Raw genomic sequence first — 23,744 nt, 5'->3', positions numbered from 1 at the left:
ACGGCCGGGCTTTTCCTGATTGGGCCGGGCTTAGTTGTAAGCGATGACAGCCTCAATGATGCGGTCCTGAACGGCTTCATCCAGATAGGCGCTCATCGGCAGGCTGATCACGCGCTCGGCCTTGGCCTCGGTCACCGCCAGTCCGCCTACGCCGACCGGATGGCTGCTGTAGGCGGGCTGGCGGTGAAGCGGGATGGGATAATAGACCGCCGTGGGAATGCCCTTGGCCTTCAGGGCGGCGGCCAGACCGGCGCGGTCGTCATGTTCGATGGTGTATTGCGCCCAGACCGAACGGCCGCCGGGGATCACGCGGGGGACGGCGGCGACATGGGGCTGCAAGGCCTGGGTGTAGCGGTCGGCGATACGGTTGCGCCGCTCGATCTCGTCCTCGAAAATCTTGAGCTTTTCGACGAGGACGGCGGCCTGAAGGGTGTCCAGGCGCCCGTTCATGCCGAGCCTGAGATTCAGATATTTCGGATCGTGCTCGAACCCGCACGCGGCGGCGTCGGCGGCGGTGGCCTGTCCATGCACCCGCAGGGATATCAGATGATCCAGCAGGGTCTCGTCCTTCAGCAGGATGGCCCCGCCGTCGCCATAGGCGCCCAGAGGCTTGGCTGGAAAGAAGCTGAGGGTGGAGACGTCGGCCCAATGGATCGGGTGGCGTCCATCCAGGGTGCAGCCGAAACCTTGCGCTGAATCCGCGATCAGCTTCAGGCCGTGTTCGGCGGCGACGGCGGCAAGGGCCGGATAGTCGGCGGGCTGGCCGAACAGGTCCACGGCGATGACGGCGCGCGGGCGCAGTCGGCCTTCGCGTTCGACCTGATCTACGGCGGCGCGCAGGGCCTGCGGGTCGAGTGTCCAGGTGTCCGGACAGATGTCGACGAAGACAGGAACAGCCCCGGCCAGGGCCACGATCTCGGCCGTGGCGGCGAAGGTGAAGGCCGGGCAGAAGACGGCGTCGCCCGGCCCGATGTCCCAGGCCATCATCAGCAGGACCAGGGCGTCGGTGCCGTTGGAGCAGGACAGGGCGTGCGGGGCCCGGCCGAACTCGCACAGGGCGCGCTCCAGGGCGGCGACCGCCGGGCCCATGATGTACTGGCCGCTGCGCGCCACCTCAAGAAGGGCGGCGTCAATGTCGGCGCCGATGCGAAGGCGTTGGGATTGAAGGTCGATAAAAGGAAGGGTCAACGCGGGAGATCCGATCGTGTCACTCGGCCAGGCCTGGCCAGTAATGGGCGTTGGGGGTAGGACGGGGGCCGAAAATGGCCTGGCCGACGCGGACCACGGTGGCGCCCTCGCGGACCGCCAGTTCGTAGTCGCCGGACATGCCCATCGACAGGCCGGTCATCCGGGGATGAAGCCGCTGCGCCTGATCGCGCAGACGGCGCAGCAGGGTGAAGCATGGGCGCACCCGATCCGGATCGTCGCTGAAGACGGCCAGCGTCATCAGGCCCTGCGGCTTCAGGCGCGGAAAGGCTTCCAGCCGTTCGATGAAGTCCATTGCGTCGTCGGGGTGCAGGCCGAACTTGCTCTGCTCGCCCGAGGTGTTGACCTGGACATAGACGTTCATGTCCCGGTCGTCGGCCTCAAGACGGCGGTTCAGGATGTCGGCCAGTTTCAGACTGTCGAGGGCGTGGAACTCGTCGGCCAATCGGGTGAGGTATTTCACCTTGTTCGATTGCAGGTGGCCGACGATGTGCCAGCGTATCGCCAGGTCAGCGAGATTTTCGGCCTTGTCGCGGGCTTCCTGCAGCTTGTTTTCGGCGAAATCGGTGACGCCGGCGCTCCACGCCAGGCGCAGAATATCGGCTGGCACCGTCTTGGTGACAGGCAGCAGGCGGACGCTGTCGAACGGGCGGCCCGCCTGTTCGCAGGCGACTGCGATGCGGCGATGAACCAGCGCCAGATTGGCGGCGAAGCTCTCACGCGGATTGGGTCCGAAACGTTGTAGGTCGGCGGGCGATAAGGCGGAGGCGACTGAGGCCTGGGGCAAGGGATGCATCCTCCCGATACAAGGGAACGGCGGCGCGCCGGAGAGGTGAGCCGCATCCGCAAACTATAGGCCCGATTGGCGGGTCAGGCCCTCCACATTCGATCCGTGAAGCAGACCGCTTTGTAAGCGCCGATCACGCGGGAAGAGGCTGACCAGCCGACCGACGGCGGCTTGAATCTCTTTGGGCGTGGAGGCGGCGAAACCCATCAGCCAACCGGGGCGGCCCTGACCATCGGCGTGAAGGCTGGACAGGCCGGTCAGGTGAACGCCTGCGCGCCGGGCCTGAACCAGGGTCTCGGCCTCGGCATGGCCGTTGATCAGGAAGCACGGCGCCTGAAGCCCGCCTGCGGGCCGGTCCAGCATCACTACATGGCCAAGGCTGGCCTTGATGGCGGCGTCGAGAGCCTCCAGCCGTTCCGCATAGACGCCGCGCATGGTGCGGACATAGGCGCCGAACCGCCCGTCCTCGATGAAGCGGGCGAGGGTGAGTTGGGCGATGGAGGCGGTGTGGCCGTCCATCAGGCTGCGCGCCGTGACCATCGGCTCCACCAGCGTCTGGGGAAGCACCAGATAGGCCAGCCTCAGGCCGGGGAAGAGGGATTTGGTGAAGGTGCCGAGGTAGAGGGTGCGGTCGTGCGGATCGAGCCCCTGCACGCAGGCCGTGGGGCGGCCGGTATAGTGAAACTCGCTGTCGTAATCGTCCTCGATGATCCAGGCGTCGGCCTGCGCCGCCCATTGGATCAGGGCCAGGCGGCGCTCCAGCGACAGGGTGCGGCCGGTCGGGAACTGGTGCGAGGGCGTGACGAAGGCGGCGCGCGCCGAAGTCGGCGCCGCCAGAATGTCGTCGGTGCGCAGGCCCTGATGATCGACGGGGATGGGCAGGCGTTTCAGGCCCGCCGCTTCAAAGGCCCTGCTGGCGCCTGAATAGGCGGGGTCCTCGATGAAGACGCCGTCGCCGGGGTCCATCAGCACCTGGGCGCACAGGGTCAGGGCCTGCTGGGTGCTGGTCAGCACCAGAACCCGGTCAGGCGTCGCGCGCGCGCCGCGCTCAAGGTTCACATAGTCGGCGATGGCCTGACGAAGGCGCGGGTCGCCCTGCGGGTCGCCGTGGGCCAGGGCCTTGGCGCCTTCTTCGCGCAGCACCTGCCGGTGCAGCCGCTCCCACTGGGCGAAGGGGAAGAGGCGGGTCTCGGGCACGCCGGGCGAGAAGGCCAGGGGTGTGAAGGGATCGCGCGCGCTGCCCGCCTGAGCCATCGCCGCGCCGCGTCGGCTGAGGCGCGCCTGAGACGCGCCCGCGGGGGTGCGGCGGGCCGAGGGTCGCAGGACGCCGCGTTTCAGGCCCAGTTCCGTCAGTTCACAGACGAAGCTGCCGCTGCCGACCCGCCGCTCGATGAAGCCTTCGGCGTGCAACTGGGCATAGGCGGTCTCGACCGTGTCGCGCGAGACGCCCAGCGACCGCGCCAGGGTGCGTGAGGAGGGCAGGGGGCGCCCCGCCGTCAGCGAACGGTCGATGATCAGCTGGCGCACCGCGCGCTGGATCCGGGTGTGCAGGGGCAGACCGGCCTGGGCCGGGTGATCCATGAAGGTCTGCACCGAATCCAGCTGGGCGCGCTTGAACATTGGTCTGCTACATCCATCAAAAGTGGCCGGATTGATCGGGCCAATGGGGGGCTAGGTCTCACGCCGTCGGCGCGATGGCAATGTCGCCTCCTGTCCGACCCTTCATGGAAGGCTGACGGACGGACGATCATGAGTGCTTTTGACTTCGCGACCTTTTTTCGCAGCGACCTGGACGCCCTGCGCGACGAAGGGCGGTATCGGGTGTTCGCTGATCTGGAGCGGCTGTCGACCGGCGGCCCCTATGCCTGGGACCATCGCAGGGACCGCGTGATCGTCGTCTGGTGCTCCAACGACTATCTGTCGATGGGCGTCCACCCCGAAGTGCTGGCGGCCGCGCGTCAGGCGATCGACAAATACGGCGCGGGGGCGGGCGGAACCCGAAACATTTCCGGCACCAGCCATGAGCATGTCCAGCTGGAGCGCGAGTTGGCGGACCTGCACGGCAAGGATGCGGCCCTGCTGTTCACCTCCGGATATGCGGCCAACGATGCGGCCCTGTCGACGCTGGGCAAGCGCCTGCCCGGCGCGGTGATCTTCTCCGACGCCCTCAACCACGCCTCCATGATCGAGGGGATGCGGCGTTCGGGGGCGGAGCGGCGGGTGTTCGCGCACAACGACTGGCGCGATCTGGAGCGCCAAATGGACAGCGTCTGCCGCTACCGGCCCAAGCTGGTCTGTTTCGAGAGCTGCTATTCGATGGATGGCGACTTCGCCCCGATCGCGGCGATCTGCGATGTCGCCGAACGCCACGGCGCCTTCACCTATCTGGACGAGGTCCACGCCGTGGGCCTGTACGGCGAGCGGGGCGCGGGCGTGGCCGAGCGCGACGGCCAGTCGCACCGGATCAGCATGATCCAGGGCACGCTCAGCAAGGGATTCGGCGCGATGGGCGGCTATTTGGCGGGCGATGCGGATGCGGTCGATTTTGTCCGCAGCCATGCGCCGGGCTTCATCTTCAGCACCGCCCTGCCGCCGTCGGTCGTGGCCGGGGTGCGCGCTGCGCTGAAACACCTGAAGGCCGACGGCGGACCCCGGCGCGCCCTGGCCGCGCGGGCCAGGTCCATCTGCGAAAGCATGGTCAGGATCGGCCTGCCGGTCATGCCCAGCCCCAGCCACATCTTGCCGGTGATGATCGGTGATGCGGCGACGGCTAGGCGCGTGACCGACCGGCTGATGGAGGATTTCGGCGTCTATATCCAGCCGATCAACTATCCGACGGTTGCGCGCGGGACCGAGCGCCTCAGGGTCACACCCACGCCTCTTCATGCCGACGAGGACGAAGAACAGCTGCTGGAGGCGCTGGCCGAAATCTGGCGCGACAACGCCGAGTGGCGACGCTGCTCTGCGATGGGGATGCGTCAGTTGGAGCCTGCCTGACGAAGGGCTCTCGCCGTGGTCTACGCCATCAAGACCTGCGCGCTCTGATACAGCATGTAGAGGGCCACGACGAAGATCAGGCCTGCGAAGACGGTGTTCAGCAGGCCTTTGCGGCTGGACATGGTCTTGGCCAGCCGCGCGCCTGCCAACCCGCCCAGAACGCCCCCGCCGATGAAGACCGCCGCCAGCGCCCAGTTCACCCATCCCGCCAGCGCATAGTTGAAGGCGGTGGTCAGGCCGAAGGCGGTGACGCCGACCAGCGACGAGCCGACGGCGTAATAGATGGGCATGCCGGTCGAACCCATCAGGCTGGGCACGATCAGGAAACCGCCGCCGATGCCGAAGAAGCCCGACAGCATCCCCGTCGCCGTCCCCGTGCCGACCAGCTTGGGCGCATTGCGCGCGGTCAGGGTCACATGCGGGTCGCCCGCCGCCGAGCGGCCGCGCAGCATCAGGGCGCCGACGACCAGCATCAGCACTGCGAACAGGGCCAGCAGCTTCTGCCCGTCCACCGCCTTACCCAGGCTGGAACCCAGCGCCGCCCCGACCACGCCCGCCGCCGCGAACAGCAGGGCGATCTTCCATTTCACCGATCCGTGGCGGGCGTGGTTAAGCAGATTGGCGAAGGCGTTGGCGGCTACCGCGAAGGCGCTGGTGCCGATGGCCAAATGGGGGTCTTTCACCCCCACCAGATAGACGATCAGCGGCACGGCCAGGATCGAGCCGCCCCCGCCCACCAGGCCCAGGGTGAAGCCGACCAGCGACCCCGCCCCGGCGCCCAGTCCGTATTGCAGCAGGCTGAGCGGCTCGCCCATCACGCGGCGTTCTTTTGTGCGCGCGGGGCGACGCCCGGCTCGACACAGTCGGGAGCGCAAAGCCACTCGCGGCCCTTCAGCATCCCGACCCAGTAGATTTCCGGCAGGGCCTGCGCCTTCAGGTGCCAGGCGCGGCGCGTCGGCTGGCGCCCGTCCAGCATCCATGACGGGAAGCTGGGCAGCAGCTTGCCGCCATAGCCGAACTCGGCCAGCACGATCTTGCCGCGCTCGACCGTCAGGGGGCAGGAGCCATAGCCGTCGTAGACCGCCTTCAGCGCCTTGCCGTCCAGCATGGAGATGACGTTCTCGGCCACGACCGGCGCCTGTTTGCGGGCGGCGGCGGCGGTCTTGGCGTTGGGCGCCGAGCAGGCGTCGCCCAGACCGAAGACGTTGTCGAGGCGGTTGTGGTGCAGCGTCGACTGATCGACGTCGATCCAGCCGCTGTCGGCGGCCAGGGGGCTGTTGCGGATGAAGTCGGGCGCGGTCTGCGGCGGGCAGACGTGGATCATGTCGAAGTCGCGGATGACTTCGCTGACGGCGCCGTCGGCGTCGGTGACGGCGAAGGTGGCCTTGCGAGCCTCGCCGTCGATGGCGGTCAGGCGCGAGTTGAAACGCAGGTCGACGCCGTAACGCTCGATGTATTTCATCAGGGCGGGGACATAGTCCTTGACCCCGAACAGCACGGCCCCGGCGTTGTGGAATTCGATGTCCACGTTCTGAAGGGCGCCGGTGCGTTGCCAGTGGTCGGCCGAAAGATACAGGGCCTTCTGGGGCGCGCCCGCGCATTTGATCGGCATGGGCGGCTGGGTGAACAGGGCGCGGCCGCCCTTAAGCTCCTGCACCAGCTTCCAGGTATAGGGCGCCAGATCGAAGCGGTAGTTGGAGGTCACGCCGTTGCGGCCCAGCGTCTCATTCAGGCCGGGGATGGCGTCCCAGTCCAGCTTGATGCCCGGCGCGGCGACCAGGGCGCGATAGCCGATGCGGCGGCCGTCCGACAGGCGCACCTGGTCGGCCTCGGGCGCGAAGTCGACGACGCTGTCCTTGATCCAGCGGGCGCCCTTGGGGATCAGGCGGCAGGTCTCGCGCATGGTGCGCTCGGGCGTGAAGACGCCGGCGCCGACCAGCGTCCAGCCGGGCTGATAATAGTGGCGCTCGGACGGCTCGACGATCACCACGTCAAGGCCGGGGCGGCGGCGCAGCAGGCTGGCCGCCGTGGCGATCCCGGCGGCGCCCCCGCCGACGATCAGGACATCGCAGGTCTCGGGGCAGGTCTCGGAAGCTTGGGCATGGGTCATGCCTCAGCCCTCCAGACGCGGGCCGAGCGGCGAGACGTCGTAACCGGCCGCGGCGGCAAGGGCGACGATCTCTTCGGCCGGGCGTTCGCCCGCCTGCGACAGGGCCCACAGGAAGGTGGTGCGGGTGCCCGAGCGGCAGTAGCCGAGGATGGGCTGGGGCAGTTCGGCCAGCGCGGCTTTGAAGCGGGCGATGTCGTCGGGCGTCATGGCTCCGCCGCGAATGGGGATGTGGATGAAGGGCAGGCCCGCGGCCTCGGCGGCGGCGCGGATGTCCTCGGTCATCGGCTGGCCCGGCTCTTCGGCGTCGGGGCGGTTGGAGATGATGGCGCGGTAGCCCTGGGCGGCCGCCGTGGGGACCTCCTCAGGCAGGATCTGCGGCGAGACGTGCAGGCGGTCTTCCAGGGTGCGGATGTCCATGGGGCGGTTCTCTGGCTTGAGGAAAAAGGGGTGCGCGGAATTAGAGCGCGTTGATGGGCACTTTCAGGTAGCGGACGCCGTTGTCTTCCGGCTCGGGCATGCGTCCGCCGTTCATATTGACCTGAACCGAGGGCAGGATCAGGCGCGGCATGGACAGGGTGGCGTCGCGGGCGGTGCGCATGGCGACGAACTCATCCTCGCTGACGCCGTCGCGGACATGGATATTGCCCTCGCGCTGGGCGCCGATGGTCGTTTCCCACGCGAATTCGGTGCGGGCGGGCGGAGCCTTGTAGTCGTGGCACAGGAAGACGCGCGACGCCGGGGGCAGGGACAGCAGCCGCTGGATCGAGCGATACAGCGTCCGCGCATCGCCGCCTGGGAAGTCGCAGCGCGCCGTGCCGTAATCGGGCATGAACAGGGTGTCGCCGGGGAAGACGGCGTCGCCGACCACATAGGCCAGACAGGCCGGGGTGTGGCCGGGCACGTGCAGGACCGTAGCCTGAAGCCCGCCGATGGCGAAACGATCGCCGTCGTCGAACAACTGGTCGAACTGGCTGCCGTCGCGGCGGAATTCGGTCCCCTCGTTGAAGACTTTGCCGAAGACGTCCTGCACCTTGATGATGTCGCGGCCGATGGCCAGACGGCCGCCGAGGCGCTCTTGCAGATAGGGCGCGGCCGACAGGTGGTCGGCGTGGGCGTGGGTCTCCAGCAGCCACTGGACCTCAAGGTCCTCGGCCTCGACATAGGCGATCAGGGCGTCGGCCGAGGCGGTTGAGGTGCGGCCCGCCGCCTGATCGTAATCCAGCACGCTGTCGATGATGGCGCAGGCGTTCGAGCCGGGGTCGCGCACCACATGGCTGACGGTGAAGGTGGCGGGGTCGAAGAAGGATTCGACGACGGGCCGCTGGGCCTCGTTCGTCAGGGCGGCTTCGATCAATTCCCTCGCATGGTCACGGGCGGGGTCGATGGGGGCGTCGGTCACGGCGTCTCTCCGCATTGATCTGGATCAAGCAATTAGATATTTACATATTATATGCAAGTAATTGTTTTCAAGGTGCGCTGCGCCTCGGCGGCGCGTAGCCCTATGGCATGGAAACCGACTCGATGACGGACACGCCTTTGCTGCGGCCTCTGCGGATCAATGAGGCGGCGCCGGATTTCGCCGCCCGCACGACGCGCGGCCAGCGTCGGCTGAGCGACTATCGCGGGCGCTGGCTGGCCTTCTTCTCACATCCAGCGGACTTCACCCCGGTCTGCACCAGCGAGTTCATCGCCCTGGCCCGGCGTCAGGCGGACTTCACGGCGATCGGCTGCGAACTGCTGGGCCTGTCGGTCGACAGTCTCTATTCTCACCTGGCCTGGCTGAAGGACATCCGCGACCGCTTCGACGTGACGGTGGAGTTCCCGATCATCGAGGACCCCTCAATGGTCATCGCCCAGGCCTATGGGATGATCGACCCGGCGGCGCCGGACAGCGCCTCGGTGCGCGCCACCTTCGTCATCGACCCGACCGGGGTGGTGCGCGCCATCAGCTGGTATCCGATGAATGTCGGCCGCTCGGTCGAGGAATTGCTGCGGCTGATCACGGCCCTGCAGGCGGCGGATCGGGAAGGGGCCTCGGCGCCCGAAGGCTGGACTCCGGGCGTGGCCCTGCTTCAGGCGGCGCCGATCGACTTCGGCGACGTGGTGGCGGGCGATGACGCTTGGTATTATCGGCCGGGGCCGAAATGACGCGCGGCGACGTCGATCTGGAGCGGTTGAAGGCCGTCGCGCCCGAGGCGGCCGAACTTTTGCGGCAACTGGCCAACGCCAACCGCCTGCTGATCCTGTGCCATATCGCGCAGGAGGAGCGTTCGGTAGGCCAGCTGGAACAGGAGCTGGGCCTGCGTCAGCCGGGCCTGTCGCAGCAACTGGCCGAACTGCGCCAGTCGGGTCTGGTGAAGACCCGGCGGGAATCCCGCTCCATCTACTACTCCCTCGCCGACGAGCGGACCGAGGGGGTGATGGCCATGCTGTTCGAGATCTTCTGCCAGGACCCGGCGGCCCTGGCCGAAAGACTGCATCAGGCGCCTGCGCCGGAGCCGACGCGGCCTGCAGGCGACGCGGCCCGGTTCGCCCGGATCCTTCCTCCGCGCGCCTGATGCGCTTCTTGCTGCCCTGGTCTCAGCTCAGGCGGTCCTCGACGATGCGGGCAAAGATCGACGAGGCGACGGGCAGGACGGCGTCGTTGAAGTCATAGACCGTCTGGTGGACCATCGGTCCGCCCTGGCCGAAGAACATATAGGCCCCCGGCGCGTGCTGCAGCATATAGGCGAAGTCGTCGGTGAAGGGATAAGGCTTCAGATCGCGCAGCACCTTGTCCGCGCCCAGCACGGAGGCGCAGGCGTCTGCGGCGATGGCGGCCTGGGCCGGGGCGTTGATGCAGGGGGGCACCCCGGCGATTTCGGTCACAGTGAGGGTGCAGCCGGTCATGCGGCCGACGCCGTCGCAGATGGCCTGAAGCTGGCTCCACATGGTTTCGATCACCTCGGGCGAGGTGGCGCGCAGGGTGCCCGCCAGGCTGGCTTCGTGCGGCACGACGTTGTGCGACGCGCCCGCCTGAAGCTTGGTGACGGTGAACAGGGCCGGCTCCATCGGATCGACGTGACGGCCGATGATGGACGAGATTTCCGAGGCGACGCGGACGGCGGCCTGCAGGGGGTCCCTGGTCTTGTGCGGAGCGGCGCCGTGGCCGCCGACGCCCTGAATGTCGATCTCCCAGATCTTGTAGCCGTTCAGGGTCGCGCCCGGACGCACCGCCGCCTCGCCGAACGGCAGCAGGGGCATGTTGTGATAGGCGTAGATTTCATCGCACGGATAGCGGTCGAACAGGCCGTCGTCGATCATGGCCTTGGCGCCCAGACCGTTCTCTTCGGCGGGCTGGAAGATCAGCACCACTCGGCCGCGCGCAGGCGGATTGGCCGTCAGGTAGCGGGCGACGCCCAGCAGGGTCGCTGTGTGGCCGTCGTGGCCGCAGGCGTGCGAGACGCCGGGCTTGGTCGAGGCGTGCTCGGCGCCGCTGTCGTCGTTCATGGGCAGGGCGTCCATGTCGGCGCGCAGGCCGATGGACGGGCCGGGCTCGCGTCCTTGAACCACCGCCACCACGCCCGCGCCGCCGATGCCGCCTTCAGGCGACAGACCCATGTCCTTAAGGGCGTCGAAGACGATCTTCGCCGTGCGGCTTTCCTCGCCCGAAAGCTCGGGGTGGGCGTGGAAGTCCCGGCGCCAGGCGGTCATGTCCGAGGCGAGGGCGGCGAGGGCGGGCAGGGGCTTCATAGGTCTCAGACATCCGGCGAAAAAGACGACGCCCTGACCCTTAGCACCCCCGCGCTGTCGGGGACATGGCGGCCCCAGGTCTCGGGATCAGGCGGCGGCGTCTCGCCCGATGGCGGCCGGATCGTAGTTCAGGATCGGCGCCAGCCAGCGTTCAGCCGTCTGCACGTCCCAGCCCTTGCGGGTCGCGTAGTCCTCGACCTGATCGCGGTCGATCTTGCCGACGCCGAAATAGTGGCTGCCCGGATGGCCGAAATACAGGCCGCTGACCGAGGCCGGGGGCGACATGGCGAAGCTTTCCGTCAACTCCATCCCGGCGTTGGTCCCGGCGTCCAGCAGGCGGAACAGGGTCGCCTTTTCCGTGTGGTCGGGTTGGGCCGGATAGCCGGGGGCGGGGCGGATGCCCTGATACTTCTCCTCGATCAGATCCTGAACCGAGGTCTGTTCGTCGGCGGCGTAGCCCCATAGCTGGGTGCGCACTTCCTTGTGCAGCCGCTCGGCGAAGGCCTCGGCCAGACGGTCGGCCAGGGCGGTGGCCATGATGGCGGAATAGTCGTCGCCCGCCGCCTTGAACTCGGCGGCCTTCTCCAGCTCGCCATGGCCGGCGGTGACGGCGAAGGCGCCCAGATAGTCGGCGCCCTCCTCGGCCACGAAGTCCGACAGGGCCAGATTGGGCTTGCCGTTCGACTTCTTGATCTGCTGGCGCAGGGTGTGGAAGCGGGCGGCCTCGGTGGTGCGGGTCTCGTCGGTCCAGACCACCACGTCGTCGCCGCGCGCATTGGCGGGCCAGAAGCCGATGACGCCCTTGGCCGTGTACCATTTCTCGGCGACGATACGCTTCAGCATGGCCTGCGCGTCGCGGAACAGATCCTGCGCCGCCTCGCCGACGATCTCGTCCTCCAGGATCAGCGGATAGCGACCGATCAGCTCCCAACTGGCGAAGAAGGGCGTCCAGTCGATGTGGTCGGCCAGATCCTGCAGGTCCCACGCCTCATAGGCGCGCACGCCGAGGAAGGAGGGCGCGGGGGCGGGCGTCTGGCCCTCATCCGGCCGCCAGCGGTTGTCGCGCGCCTGTTCGATGGCGGCGCGGGCCTTCACCTCCTGCCCACGGGCATATTGCTCGCGGATGCGGACGTATTCCTCGCGGGTGGCCGCCTCGTTCTTGGCCTTGTCGGTCGGGGACAGCAGGCCCGACACCACGCCGACGGCGCGGCTGGCGTCAATGACATAGGTGGTCGAGCCCTTGCGGTACTTCGGCTCGATCTTCACCGCCGTATGGGTGCGGCTGGTCGTGGCGCCCCCGATCAGCAGGGGGATGTCGAAGCCGCGCCGCTCCATTTCGGCGGCGACAAAGGTCATTTCGTCCAGCGAAGGCGTGATCAGGCCCGACAGGCCGACGATGTCGACCTTGTGCTCGATGGCGGCGTCCAGGATGCGGTCGGCCGGGACCATGACGCCCAGATCGACGACCTCGTAGTTGTTACATTGAAGCACGACGCCGACGATGTTCTTGCCGATGTCATGCACATCGCCCTTGACCGTGGCCATCAGGATCTTGCCCGCCGCCTGCCGCTCCTGACCGGCCTTTTCGGCCTCCATGAAGGGTTCAAGGTGGGCGACGGCCTGCTTCATCACGCGCGCCGACTTCACCACCTGCGGCAGGAACATCCGCCCCGAGCCGAACAGGTCGCCAACCACGTTCATCCCGTCCATCAGCGGGCCTTCGATGACGTGCAGCGGGCGTTCGGACGCCTGACGGGCTTCTTCGGTATCTTCTACGATGTAGTCGGTGATGCCGTGGACGAGGGCGTGTTCGATGCGCTTGGCGACCGAGGCGTCGCGCCATTTCAGGTCCACGACCTTGGCCGCGCCCTTCTCGCCCTTGTAGCGGGGCGCCATGTCCACCAGCCGCTCGGTATTGGACACGTTTGTCCGTTGCGGCCGGTTCAGGATCACGTCCTCGACGGCTTCACGCAGTTCTGCGTCGATGTCGTCATAGACGGGCAGGTCGCCCGCATTGACGATGCCCATGTCCAGCCCGGCGTTGATGGCGTGATACAGGAAGACGCTGTGGATCGCCCGCCGCACCGGCTCATTGCCGCGGAAGCTGAACGAGACGTTCGACACCCCGCCCGAGACGCGGGCGTGGGGCAGGGTCTGCTTGATGACCCGCGTCGCCTCGATGAAGTCGACGGCGTAGTTGTCGTGTTCCTCGATCCCCGTCGCCACGGCGAAGATGTTGGGGTCGAAGATGATGTCCTCGGGCGGGAAGCCGACCTCGTTGACCAGAATGTCGTAGGCGCGGGTGCAGATCTCGATCTTGCGCGCGGCGGTGTCGGCCTGACCCACCTCGTCAAAGGCCATGACCACCACGGCGGCGCCGTAACGCAGGCACTGGACGGCGTGGTGGCGGAAGGCGTCTTCGCCCTCCTTCATTGAGATCGAGTTGACGATCGGCTTGCCCTGAACGCACTTCAGGCCCGCCTCGATCACCTCCCATTTGGAACTGTCGATCATGATCGGCACGCGGGCGATGTCGGGCTCGGCCGCGATCAGGTTCAGGAAGGTGCGCATGGCGGCGGGGCCGTCCAGTAGGCCCTCGTCCATGTTGACGTCGATGACCTGGGCGCCCGCCTCGACCTGCTGGCGCGCGACCGACAGGGCCGCGGGATAGTCGCCCGCTATGATCAGTTTCTTGAACTTGGCCGAGCCGGTGACGTTGGTCCGCTCGCCGACATTGATGAAGACAGGACGCATCTTATTGACCGCAGGCAGTCCTTCTCCCCTTGGGGGAGAAGGTGTCATGCAAAGCATGACGGATGAGGGGTAGGGTTCCGCAGGCTGACTGGCCGAGGATGAGCGCGCATCCGGCCGCCCCCTCATCCGAGCCGCTGGCGCGGCCCACCTTCTCCCCCGAGGGGAGAAGGAAGGAACAGTGGGTCGTCACGACACCAGCTCAAACGGTTCCAGACCCGACAGCCGCAGGGCTGTGGGGCGCTCCGGCACGGCGCGTGGGGTCACGCCTGCGACCTCTTCGGCGACGTGGCGGATGTGGTCGGGGGTGGTGCCGCAGCAGCCGCCGACGATGTTGACCAGGCCCGACTGCGCCCATTCCTCGAGGAAGTGAGCCGTCTCGTGCGGCTGTTCGTCATACTGACCCATGGCGTTGGGCAGGCCCGCGTTGGGATAGGCGCTGACCAGGGTGTCGGCGACGCGGCTCAGCTCGGCGATGTGCGGCCGCATCAGTTCGGCGCCCAGGGCGCAGTTGAAGCCGACGGCGAACGGTCTGGCGTGGCGGATCGAGTTCCAGAAGGCCTCGGCCGTCTGGCCGCTCAGCGTGCGGCCCGAACGGTCGGTGATGGTGCCCGAGATCCACAGGGGCAGGGGCTCCAGTCCCTCGTCCTCCAGATCCTTGATCGCCTTGATCGCGGCCTTGCAGTTCAGGGTGTCGAACACCGTCTCGATCAGGAAGATGTCGACGCCGCCGTGGTGCAGGGCGCGGGCCTGCTGCTTATAGGCCTCATAAACCTCGTCATAGGTGACGGCGCGATAGCCGGGGTCGTTGACGTCGGGGCTCAGCGACAGGGTGCGGTTGGTCGGGCCGATGGCGCCGGCGACGAAGCGGGGCTTGTGCGGCTCTTTCTGCGTCCAGCAGTCGGCGACCTCGCGCGCGATGCGGGCGCCTTCATAGTTCAGGTCATAGACCGCGTCCTCCAGCCCATAGTCGGCCTGGGCGATGGTGGTCGAGGAGAAGGTGTTGGTCTCCGAAATATCGGCCCCGGCGGCGTAATAGACATCGTGCAGGTCGGCGATGATGTCGGGCCGCGTCAGGATCAACAGGTCGTTGTTGCCCTTCTGCGGGTGGTTGTGGTTGCGGAAACGCTCGCCGCGGAAATCCTCTTCCGTCAGGTCGCGGCGCTGGATCATCACGCCCCAGCTGCCGTCCAGCACCAGAATGCGCTCCTTCGCCGCCGCGTGCAGGGCGGCGATCCGTTCAGTGCGGGTGAGGGGGGAAGTCATCTACGCAACTGCCTTGGTTTCGCGCACGCCCAGAACGCGACAGATCGCATAGACCAGCTCGGCCCGATTCAGGGTGTAGAAGTGGAAGTCCGAAAAGCCCTCTTCCTGAAGACGGGCGCAGGTCTCGGCGGCGATGGAGGCGGCCAGAAGCTTGCGCGTCTCCGGGTCATCATCCAGCCCGTCGAAATGGCCCGCCAGCCAGTCGGGTAGGGCGGCGCCGCACGCCGCCGTCATCCGCTTCAGCCCCGCGAAGTTGGATACCGGCATGACGCCGGGGATCAGGGGTATGGTCACGCCCGCCGCCCGCACCCGGTCACGGAAACGCAGGAAGGCCTCGATGTCGAAGAAGAACTGGGTCACGGCGCGCGTGGCGCCTGCATCCACCTTGGCCTTCAGCACCTCGATGTCGTGGTCGATGGAGGGGCTTTCCGGGTGCTTTTCCGGATAGGCGCCGACCGTAACCTCGAACCCACCGATGCGGCTGAGGGCGGCGGTCAGTTCGGTGGCGTTGGCGTAGCCGTCGGCGCGGGGCGTATAGGCGCCGCCGATGCCAGCCGCGCCGGGCGGGTCGCCTCGCAGGGCGACGATGTGATCGACGCCGATAACCTTGTAGCCTTCAATGACCTCGTCGACCTCGGCGCGGCTGGCCTCGACGCAGGTCAGGTGGGCGGCCGGTCGCAGGGTGGTCTCGCTGATGATGCGCTGGACCGTGCGGTGGGTCCGCTCGCGCGTTGAGCCGCCCGCCCCATAGGTGACGGAGACGAAGGCCGGGTTCAGAGGCTCCAGCCGCCGGATGGCCGACCATAGATTGGCCTCGGCCGCGTCGGTCTTGGGCGGAAAGAACTCGAAGGAGACGTTGACGGCGTTGCGGTTCGATCCGGCGCGCGCCACCGGACCCAGCGGCGACAGCAGCAGGGCGCGGGCTTCGGCGAGAGAGGAGGGGGCCATCAGGCGGTCTTTCGGACGGGGCTCGCGGCGCGTTCGCCGGTCCAGATGTGAACGGTCAGGCCTTCCGTGTCGGGCGGCAGGGCGATGGGCGCCGAGGGCGTGAGACCCGCCTCGGTCAGCCATTCCCGGATTTCGGCGTCGGGGAAGCCCAGACGGCGGTGCTGATGCGCCTCGCGAAGGTGCTCGAATTTATGGGGGGCGAAGTCGACGATCAGCAGCTTGCCGCCCGGCATGACCAGACGCGCGGCCTCGGCCATCGCGGCGGCCGGATCGGCGAGGTAGTGCAGCACCTGGTGGACGATCACCAGATCGGCGCTTTCGTGCGGCAGGCGGGTCGAGAAGATGTCGCCGTGGCGCAACTCGACCTTGTCCAGCCCGGCCTTGGAGACATTGGCGCGGGCGATGTTCAGCATATTCTGCGACAGGTCGAGGCCGACCGACATCTTCGCCTTCTTGCCGAACAGGGTCAGCATCCGGCCCGAGCCGGTGCCCAGATCGACCACGCGCTCGAACGGGCCTGACCCGGCCGCGCGCTCGACCGCGGCCTCGACCGCGCTTTCGCAGACATAGAGGCTGCGCATCTGGTCCCACTGGGGCGCGATCTGCTCGAAGTAGCGGGCGGCGTCGATGGCGCGCTCCTTGCGCACCTCGTCCAGACGGCGATGGTCGGCCTCGCCCTCGCCGTCGTCCAGCAGATCCAGCACGGTGTCGACCAGGCGCCGCGACAGGGCGTCGTGCGACAGGCGGTAGAAGACGCGCGCGCCATCGGGGAACCGCTCGATCAGACCGGCGTCGGCCATCAGCTTCAGATGGCGCGAGACACGCGGCTGGCTCTGGTCCAGAACGCGCGACAACTCCATCACCGACAGCTCTTCGGCAGCCAGCAGTGACAGGACGCGCAGGCGAGTCGGTTCGCCGGCGGCGCGCAGGGCTTCAACGGTCTGGTCAGCAGTCAGTGTCATAGGTCGTATAAAGATATCCTTATACGCTTATGCAAGCAAAATCTGGTCGCGTGCGTCTTCTATCCGCGCATTGCAGGCACGGATCGTTCTTTGCGCGTCTGGAATGGAGGGCAGACAGCCCCGAGAGGGCCGAATTTCAGTCTGCGACAGGCGTTTTCAGCGGCTCGTCCGCAAAGTGGGCCGAGAGATTCTGTAGAAGCAGCATCAGCATCCCCTGCACCGCTTCGGTCGTGGCGCCGCCGGTGTGAGGCGTCAGGACGGTGTTGGGCACGCCCGCCCACCGCGCGGCCTCGGTCGGTTCCTCGGCGAAGACGTCGAGGGCTGCGCCGCCCAGACGGCCGTCTTTCAGCGCGGCGATGACGGAGTCTTCATCGACCAACTGTCCGCGCGCGACGTTGACCAGCAGGCCCGTCGGTCCAAGCGCCTCGATCGCCTCGGCCGAGATCAGGCCCCGGTTGTTCTCGTCCGCCCGGCAGGCGACGACGAGGATGTCGGAGCCGCGCGCCAGTTCGATCAGGCTGTCGGCGCGAGGCCACGCGGCTTCCTTGGCGCGCGGCGCCCACCAGCGGATATCCATGCGCATGACCTCGGCGCGGCGCGCGACGGCTTCGCCGATATGGCCCAGGCCGACGATCCCCAATCGCTGACCGCCCAGCGAAGTGGTGATGCTGCGCGTGGACAATTTCCATTCGCCCGCGCGGATGGTGCGGTCGCCCTCGGCGATCTGTCGACGCGCGGCCAGGATCAGGCCGATGGCGTGGTCGGCCACGTCCTCGTGGTTCACGCCGGGCGCATGGGTGACGGGCAGGCCGCGCGCGCGGCACCACTCGACATCAATGCCGTCATATCCAGCCGTGAAGCAGGCGATCAGCGACAGATTGGGCAGGCGTTCGATCAGCGCCTTGTCCAACTCGAACTCGCCCGCGACGATCAGGGCGCGAATGTCGTCTGCCGCCTCGATCGGCGGCCCTTCCCAGAAGCGATAGACATCGTAGGCGCCTTCCAGGAAGGCGCTCAGCGGGGCCAGATGCCGCTGCATGATCAGGACGGCGGGACGCTGGGTCATGGAGGCAGACTAGCCCGCTTTCGCTGGAGCGCCAGCTTTCTCATTCACCGCTCATCCCGGCGGACGCCGGGACCCAGTGCTTTGGCGACAGAAACGATGTTGGACCCTTGGTGACTTGGGCTCTTACTGGATCCCGGCGTCCGCCGGGATGAGCGGGAAGGGCATAGAAAAACGGCCCCCCGATTGCTCGGAGGGCCGCTTGTCAGTCTGTGCACTGGATCAGCGACCGAACTTCTGGTGCTGGATGCGCTTGGGAATGATGCTGTCCGCGCCCAGGCGGCGCATCTTGTCCTGTTCATAGGCTTCGAAGTTGCCCTCGAACCATTCGACGTGGCCGTCGCCTTCAAAGGCCAGGATGTGGGTGGCCAGACGGTCCAGGAACCAGCGGTCGTGGCTGATGACCACGGCGCAGCCGGCGAATTCTTCCAGCGCCTCTTCGAGGTTCTGCAGGGTTTCGATGTCCAGGTCGTTGGTCGGTTCGTCGAGCAGGATCAGGTTGCCGCCGGTGGCCAGGGTCTTGGCCAGGTGGACGCGGTTACGCTCACCGCCTGACAGTTGGCCGACCTTCTTCTGCTGGTCGCCGCCCTTGAAGTTGAACGAGCCGACGTAAGCACGCGTGTTGATCTCGCGCTTGCCGACCATCATCACGTCGGTGCCGCCCGAAATGGCCTGCCAGATGGTGTCGTCCGGCTTCAGGTCGTCGCGCGACTGGTCGACATAGGCCAGCTTGACCGTTTCGCCCACCTTGATCGTGCCGCCATCGGGCTGTTCCTGGCCGGTGATCAGCTTGAACATGGTCGACTTGCCGGCGCCGTTGGGGCCGATGACGCCGACGATGCCGTTGGGCGGCAGCTTGAAGTTCAGGTCGTCAAACAGAACCTTGTCGCCATAGGCCTTCTTCAGGCCGGTCACTTCCAGAACGACGTTGCCCAGACGCGGGCCAGGCGGGATCTGGATGGCGGCGAAGGACTGAGCCTTGGCGGAGCTCTCCTGCTCGGCGACCATCTTCTCGTAGGCGGCCAGACGGGCCTTGGACTTGGCCTGGCGGGCCTTCGCGCCCGAGCGGACCCATTCCAGCTCGCGGGTGAGGGCGCGCTGGCGGGCTTCGGATTCCGACTGCTCCTGCACGACGCGCTTGGTCTTGGCTTCCAGCCACGAGGAATAGTTGCCCTCGTGGGGGTGGCCCTTGCCGCGGTCCAGTTCCAGCGTCCACTTGGTCACCAGATCCAGGAAGTAGCGGTCGTGGGTCACCAGGATGACGCAGCCGGGGAAGTTCTCCAGGTGGTGCTGCAGCCAGGCCACCGACTCGGCGTCCAGGTGGTTGGTCGGTTCGTCGAGCAGCAGCATGTCGGGCTTGGACAGCAGCAGGCGGGCCAGGGCCACGCGGCGCTTTTCACCGCCCGACAGATTGGTGACTTCCCAGTCGTCCGGCGGGCAGCGCAGGGCGCCCATGGCCTGATCGATGCGGCTGTCGATGTCCCAGACGTCGCCGGCGTCGATCTTCTCCTGGAGGGCGGTCATCTCCTCCATCAGTTCGTCGGTGTAGTTTTCGCCCAGCTCGTTGGCGACTTCGTTGAAGCGGTTGACCCACTGCTTCTCTTCGCACCAGGCCTCGACGTTCTGGCGAACGTTCAGAGCCGGATCGAGCTGAGGCTCCTGTTCAAGATAGCCGCGCTTGACGCCGTCGGCGGCGCGGGCCTCGCCCTGAAACTCGTGGTCCAGGCCGGCCATGATCTTCAGCAGGGTCGACTTACCCGAGCCGTTGACCCCGACGACGCCGATCTTGGCGTCGTTGTAGAAGCTGAGCCAGATGTTCTCGAAGACCTTCTTGCCGCCGGGATAGGCCTTGGTCAGGCCCTGCATCTGGAAGATATATTGTTGCGCCATGCGTCGCGTCGCGCCTTTGATTCAGTGCGGATGGGAAGTTGCCGGAGGATGTAGCGACCCCGAAGGCTTTGGGCAAATCTTCGGACAGGGGCGCGGCTTTTCAATGGCGGTCTTCAGCGCGCTGGCAAGACCGCTTCCAGTGCGCGTGTGAAGCCGATCGGAGCGACCGTCAGGTGATCCTCGTCTTCCAGCACGATCGAACTGACCTTCAGACCCGGATAGTTGCGAGACAGCAGATTGCCCTGCAGCGTCTTCATATCAGCCACCAGATCGGCGCCGCTGGTGTTGCGGCGGTCAGAGCCGGGAACCTCATAGCCGCCGACATACATGAAGACCTGCGCCTTCAGATCATCATGGGTGCGGGCATAGTCGGCTTCGACCCCGAGCATATGACGTTTATCGTACCACAGCGACGGACTCCCCAGGACGTAGCCGCTGAACATCGCCGGATCGCTGAACAGGATCTGGGCGCCCAACAGGCCGCCATAGGAATGCCCCAACAGCACGCGTTGTGCGGGATCGGCGCGGAATTTCTGCTCGATGAACGGCAGGGCCTGTGACTTCAGATAGGTCTGATAGGCCGCACCGCCGCCGTGAATGTCTCCGGCGGAATTGTTCGGCCCATTGGGCGTCGGCGTGTAGTCGCGGCGGCGGCTTTCGGCGCCCTTGTCGCCCTCGGCGTAGGACAGGCCGACCAGGATGAAGTCCTGCACCACTGGCCCCTCCAGATTAACCCGACGGGCGATCTGGCGAATGATGGGAAAGGCGTAATCGGCGTCTGTGACATAGAGGACCGGATAGCGGCGGTTCGGCTCGGCCTCATAGCTGGCTGGCAAGCTGACGAAGACCTGATAGTTCCGACCGGATACGGGGTCCGGCACGCTCCAGACCTGGGTGCCCTGCAACACATAGGGCGCGCCATCAGCGCTCGCAGAGGCGTTCGAGGTCGCGGTCACGGCGTCCGCCTTCTCGCCGCACGCACCCAACAGAAGTGCGCCTGTTGCAAACATGGCGATCGTCGCCGCCGTGTTGAAAACCCGCATCCATTCCCCTCCAAAGCTTGGCCGCTGACGCAGGTTTCGCGAGAAATGCGGCGGCGGAAGGGCGTATATCGGTCCTCGTCGGCCTCAGGCGTAGTTGAAGCTGATGGAGATGCGCTGTTCTTCGGCGCGGTTGGCGGGCACTTCGTGACGCAGCCAGCTTTCCCACATCAGCACCGTGCCGGGCGCCGGCTTCAGATAGACGAAGGGCTGTTCCGCTTCGCTCGCTTCGGCGGTCAGGCCGGGACGGGCCATCATCATGGCCAGGCGCGGGTCTTCGATCTTCAGCGAGGAGGCGCCGTCGGGCACGTGGATATAAAGAGTGCCGGACAGCACGGCGTGTGGGTGGATATGGCCTGTATGCCCGCCGCCGGGCATCAGGACATTGACCCACAGATTGTCGAGCCGCAGCTTTTTCGCCAGATCGAAATGCAGGCTCTGGGCGAAGAGCGCCGCATGCTTGTCCAGCAGCTTCTTCAACTCGGCGAACTCGGGAAACCGCTGAGGCAGGTCGTTGATCGAGCCATAGGAGGTATAGCCCGGATAGTGGTTGGCCCGGCACCATTCGATCCCGGCCTCGTCCTCCTCAGCCATGACCAGGCACAGGTCCAGCAACTCCTCGTGCAGTTCGCTCCAGCCGCGCGCCGAGACGAGGGAGGCGTCATACACCTGGGTCGGGAACAGGGAGCGAGAGGGCATGGCCCGCGATTACCGCGTCTGGATTCGTGCGAGAAGATGAAAACCGTCGCGCCGGGAGGGTTGAGCGGCGTTTTCCGGTCTTTGGCCCACGTGTTTTGCGCCAAATGGATCGGGTATTTTAATACCATTAACAAATAGTCGATATTTTTCAATGATTTGGTGTGTTATTGGTGTCGCGAGCGGCGTTGACCTCTGCGTGTGGACCCTCTATCAGCACGGCCTCCGCTCAATCCGTCCGGATCGAGCCGCGTTTTTCGTCTTCCAGGACCCTCATCATGCTGAAGAGCACTACGGCTTCGCTGAAGCCGGCCGAGGTCGAGAAGAAGTGGATCCACATCGACGCCGAAGGCGTCGTGGTGGGCCGCCTCGCGACCTTCATCGCCAACCGCCTGCGCGGCAAGCACCTGCCGACCTACACCCCGCACGTTGACTGCGGCGACTACGTCGTCGTCACCAACGTCGACAAGGTGGTGTTCACCGGCAAGAAGAACACCGACAAGGTCTACTATCGCCACACCGGCCACCCCGGCGGCATCAAGGAAACCACCCCGGAGAAGGTTCTGGGCGGTCGTTTCCCCGAGCGCGTGCTCGAGAAGGCCGTTGAGCGCATGCTGCCCAAGGAGTCGCCGCTGGCTCGCAAGCAGATGACCCACCTGCGCCTGTTCGCCGGCGCGGCTCACGAACACGAAGCCCAACAGCCCACGACCATCGACTTCAAGTCGATGTCGTCCAAGAACACCCGGAGCGCCTGAGCATGACCGACGTGACTCAAGACACCGCCGCCGGCTTTGACGCCCTGAAGGGCCTGGGCACTGCTGCTGCCGAGGAAATCGTCCGCGAGCCGAAGATCGACGCCCTCGGCCGCTCGTACTCGACCGGCAAGCGCAAGAACGCCATCGCCCGCGTGTGGGTGAAGCGCGGCACCGGCAAGATCACCGTGAACGGCAAGGACGTGGCTGCGTATTTCGCTCGCCCCGTGCTGCAGATGATGGTCGCCCAGCCGCTGAACGTCTCGGACCGCGCCACCCAGTACGACGTGATCTGCACCGTCGAGGGCTCGGGCCTGTCGGGCCAGGCCGGCGCCATCCGCCACGGCCTGTCGCACGCCCTGACCCACTACGAGCCGGAACTGCGCAAGGTTCTGAAGCCGCACGGCTTCCTGACCCGCGACAGCCGCGTCGTCGAGCGTAAGAAGTACGGCCGCGCCAAGGCGCGCAAGTCCTTCCAGTTCTCGAAGCGCTAAGTCGCGAACCCGCGACTGGGAATACAAAGGGCGCTTCGGGGAAACCCGAGGCGCCTTTTTCTTTTGCCCTTTTCCCGCAACGGAAGGGGCATTTCGGGAGCATGAGATGACCCACACCATCTTCATCGACGGCGAGGCCGGGACCACGGGGCTGGAGATCCGCGAGCGTCTGGAGGCGCGCGGCGATCTGGAACTGATGCTGCTGGGCGACCGCCGACGCGATGTCGAGGCGCGGCGCGAGGCGCTGAACAGCGCCGATGCGGTCATCCTGTGCCTGCCTGACGATGCGGCCCGCGAGGCCGTATCGATGATCGAGAATCCCAAGGTGCGGGTCATCGACGCCTCGACCGCCTATCGCGTGGCGGACGGCTGGACCTATGGCTTCGCGGAGATGGATGCGGACCAGCGCGCAGCCATCGCCGCCTCGACGCGGGTGTCGAACCCCGGCTGCTATCCGACCGGCTTCATCGGCCTGATGCGGCCCTTGGTGAGGGCGGGACTGGTCCCGACTGACTGGCCCGTCACGATCAATGCGGTGTCCGGCTACTCCGGCGGCGGCAAGGCCATGATTGCGGAGTTCGAGGCTGAGGGCGCCTCGACCGCCTTCCGCGCCTATGGCCTGACGCTGAAGCACAAGCATGTGCCGGAGATGACGAAGCACGCGGGCCTGTCACGTCCGGTGCTGTTCTCACCAGCCGTGGGGAATTATCGTCAGGGGATGCTGGTCGAGGTCCCGCTGCACCTGTCGGCCCTGCCTGAAACGCCTTCGGTCGAGCGGCTGCACGGCGCTTTGGTCGAAGCTTATGAGGGGCAGCGTTTCGTCGAGGTGGCCGAGATCGACGAGACCGAAGCCATGACCGGCATAGAGCCTGAGGGCCTGAACGGCACCAACCGTATGCGCCTGCACGTCTTCGGCGATCGAGGCGGGGAGCAGGCGCGTCTGGTCGCCCTGCTGGACAATCTGGGCAAGGGCGCTTCGGGCGCGGCGGTCCAGAACCTGAACATCATGCTGGGTCTGGACGAGGCGACCGGCCTCAAGTGAGGCCGGCC

The 23,744-nt window shown here is 66.7% G+C and carries 22 protein-coding genes; 6 read left to right on the top strand and 16 right to left on the bottom strand.

Annotation, left to right across the window (positions count from 1 at the left end):
• Positions 1–30: 30 nt before the first annotated feature.
• The 3 genes from RSD66_RS10465 to RSD66_RS10455 are packed head-to-tail and all read right to left on the bottom strand — an operon-like array spanning position 31 to position 3,613.
• Complete coding sequence (locus RSD66_RS10465; protein WP_415287649.1) at positions 31–1,188, bottom strand: DegT/DnrJ/EryC1/StrS family aminotransferase; 1,158 nt, start codon at positions 1,186–1,188, stop codon at positions 31–33.
• A 19-nt stretch (positions 1,189–1,207) separates the two neighbouring features.
• Entirely contained in the window at positions 1,208–2,002 is a 795-nt protein-coding gene (locus RSD66_RS10460) for a YggS family pyridoxal phosphate-dependent enzyme (RefSeq protein WP_415287648.1), read from the bottom strand.
• Between the two features lie 54 nt (positions 2,003–2,056).
• Positions 2,057–3,613, bottom strand: a complete 1,557-nt coding sequence (locus RSD66_RS10455; RefSeq protein ID WP_415287646.1) for a PLP-dependent aminotransferase family protein — start codon at positions 3,611–3,613, stop codon at positions 2,057–2,059.
• A 129-nt stretch (positions 3,614–3,742) separates the two neighbouring features.
• On the opposite strand from RSD66_RS10455, the gene hemA reads away from it, so the two are divergent.
• Positions 3,743–4,990, top strand: a complete 1,248-nt coding sequence (gene hemA / locus RSD66_RS10450; protein ID WP_415287645.1) for a 5-aminolevulinate synthase — start codon at positions 3,743–3,745, stop codon at positions 4,988–4,990.
• A 20-nt stretch (positions 4,991–5,010) separates the two neighbouring features.
• Here hemA and RSD66_RS10445 read toward each other — a convergent pair whose 3' ends face one another.
• Genes RSD66_RS10445 through RSD66_RS10430 form a run of 4 tightly spaced genes read right to left on the bottom strand, consistent with a single transcriptional unit; the run spans position 5,011 to position 8,514 of the window.
• Positions 5,011–5,805, bottom strand: a complete 795-nt coding sequence (locus RSD66_RS10445) for a sulfite exporter TauE/SafE family protein (protein WP_024354129.1) — start codon at positions 5,803–5,805, stop codon at positions 5,011–5,013.
• Positions 5,805–7,100 (bottom strand): FAD/NAD(P)-binding oxidoreductase, encoded by a 1,296-nt coding sequence (locus RSD66_RS10440; RefSeq protein ID WP_415287643.1) that lies wholly within the window; start codon positions 7,098–7,100, stop codon positions 5,805–5,807. The genes RSD66_RS10445 and RSD66_RS10440 overlap by 1 nt, the downstream gene beginning before the upstream one ends.
• A gap of 3 nt (positions 7,101–7,103) precedes the next feature.
• Positions 7,104–7,517, bottom strand: a complete 414-nt coding sequence (locus tag RSD66_RS10435; RefSeq protein ID WP_415287642.1) for a TIGR01244 family sulfur transferase — start codon at positions 7,515–7,517, stop codon at positions 7,104–7,106.
• A 40-nt stretch (positions 7,518–7,557) separates the two neighbouring features.
• Entirely contained in the window at positions 7,558–8,514 is a 957-nt protein-coding gene (locus RSD66_RS10430; RefSeq protein ID WP_415287640.1) for an MBL fold metallo-hydrolase, read from the bottom strand.
• Positions 8,515–8,621: 107 nt separating this feature from the next.
• Between RSD66_RS10430 and RSD66_RS10425 the strand changes: the two genes are divergently transcribed.
• Positions 8,622–9,248, top strand: coding sequence for a peroxiredoxin (locus RSD66_RS10425; protein WP_415287638.1), 627 nt, complete (start codon positions 8,622–8,624; stop codon positions 9,246–9,248).
• Positions 9,245–9,658, top strand: coding sequence for a metalloregulator ArsR/SmtB family transcription factor (locus RSD66_RS10420; protein WP_415287637.1), 414 nt, complete (start codon positions 9,245–9,247; stop codon positions 9,656–9,658). The genes RSD66_RS10425 and RSD66_RS10420 overlap by 4 nt, the downstream gene beginning before the upstream one ends.
• A gap of 22 nt (positions 9,659–9,680) precedes the next feature.
• Here RSD66_RS10420 and RSD66_RS10415 read toward each other — a convergent pair whose 3' ends face one another.
• From RSD66_RS10415 to RSD66_RS10375, 9 genes are all read right to left on the bottom strand, one after another.
• A complete protein-coding gene (locus RSD66_RS10415) occupies positions 9,681–10,832 on the bottom strand; it encodes an amidohydrolase (RefSeq protein ID WP_415287636.1) in 1,152 nt (383 codons plus the stop codon).
• Between the two features lie 87 nt (positions 10,833–10,919).
• Complete coding sequence (metH, locus tag RSD66_RS10410) at positions 10,920–13,634, bottom strand: methionine synthase (RefSeq protein WP_415287635.1); 2,715 nt, start codon at positions 13,632–13,634, stop codon at positions 10,920–10,922.
• Positions 13,635–13,772: 138 nt separating this feature from the next.
• Positions 13,773–14,849, bottom strand: coding sequence for a homocysteine S-methyltransferase family protein (locus tag RSD66_RS10405; protein WP_415287633.1), 1,077 nt, complete (start codon positions 14,847–14,849; stop codon positions 13,773–13,775).
• Positions 14,850–15,797 (bottom strand): methylenetetrahydrofolate reductase [NAD(P)H], encoded by a 948-nt coding sequence (gene metF, locus RSD66_RS10400; protein WP_415287632.1) that lies wholly within the window; start codon positions 15,795–15,797, stop codon positions 14,850–14,852.
• Positions 15,797–16,759, bottom strand: coding sequence for an ArsR/SmtB family transcription factor (locus tag RSD66_RS10395; protein WP_415287631.1), 963 nt, complete (start codon positions 16,757–16,759; stop codon positions 15,797–15,799). The genes metF and RSD66_RS10395 overlap by 1 nt, the downstream gene beginning before the upstream one ends.
• Positions 16,760–16,895: 136 nt before the next feature.
• Positions 16,896–17,825 carry a 2-hydroxyacid dehydrogenase gene (locus tag RSD66_RS10390; protein ID WP_415287630.1) on the bottom strand — a complete coding sequence of 310 codons (930 nt, stop codon included), beginning with the start codon at positions 17,823–17,825 and terminating at the stop codon, positions 16,896–16,898.
• A 219-nt stretch (positions 17,826–18,044) separates the two neighbouring features.
• Positions 18,045–19,712 (bottom strand): energy-dependent translational throttle protein EttA, encoded by a 1,668-nt coding sequence (gene ettA / locus RSD66_RS10385; protein WP_024354141.1) that lies wholly within the window; start codon positions 19,710–19,712, stop codon positions 18,045–18,047.
• A gap of 113 nt (positions 19,713–19,825) precedes the next feature.
• Positions 19,826–20,755 (bottom strand): alpha/beta hydrolase, encoded by a 930-nt coding sequence (locus tag RSD66_RS10380; protein WP_415287629.1) that lies wholly within the window; start codon positions 20,753–20,755, stop codon positions 19,826–19,828.
• 84 nt (positions 20,756–20,839) lie between these two features.
• On the bottom strand, positions 20,840–21,451 hold the full coding sequence (locus RSD66_RS10375; protein WP_415287628.1) for a TIGR02466 family protein: 612 nt from the start codon (positions 21,449–21,451) through the stop codon (positions 20,840–20,842).
• A gap of 278 nt (positions 21,452–21,729) precedes the next feature.
• Between RSD66_RS10375 and rplM the strand changes: the two genes are divergently transcribed.
• The 3 genes from rplM (at position 21,730) to argC (ending at position 23,736) form a co-directional block, all read left to right on the top strand.
• Positions 21,730–22,203: a 50S ribosomal protein L13 gene (rplM, locus tag RSD66_RS10370; protein WP_181409293.1), complete on the top strand. Its 474-nt coding sequence runs from the start codon at positions 21,730–21,732 to the stop codon at positions 22,201–22,203.
• A 2-nt stretch (positions 22,204–22,205) separates the two neighbouring features.
• Positions 22,206–22,694 carry a 30S ribosomal protein S9 gene (rpsI, locus tag RSD66_RS10365; protein WP_024354145.1) on the top strand — a complete coding sequence of 163 codons (489 nt, stop codon included), beginning with the start codon at positions 22,206–22,208 and terminating at the stop codon, positions 22,692–22,694.
• 106 nt (positions 22,695–22,800) lie between these two features.
• The gene (argC, locus tag RSD66_RS10360) at positions 22,801–23,736 is read left to right on the top strand and encodes an N-acetyl-gamma-glutamyl-phosphate reductase (RefSeq protein WP_415287626.1); all 936 of its coding nucleotides are present in this window, start codon (positions 22,801–22,803) and stop codon (positions 23,734–23,736) included.
• The last annotated feature ends 8 nt before the right edge of the window (positions 23,737–23,744 follow it).

Source organism: Brevundimonas sp. S1H14 (genome assembly GCF_047716865.1).
GTDB classification, from domain to species: Bacteria; Pseudomonadota; Alphaproteobacteria; order Caulobacterales; family Caulobacteraceae; genus Brevundimonas; species Brevundimonas naejangsanensis.
This window is presented reverse-complemented; position numbering and strand designations above follow the sequence as displayed.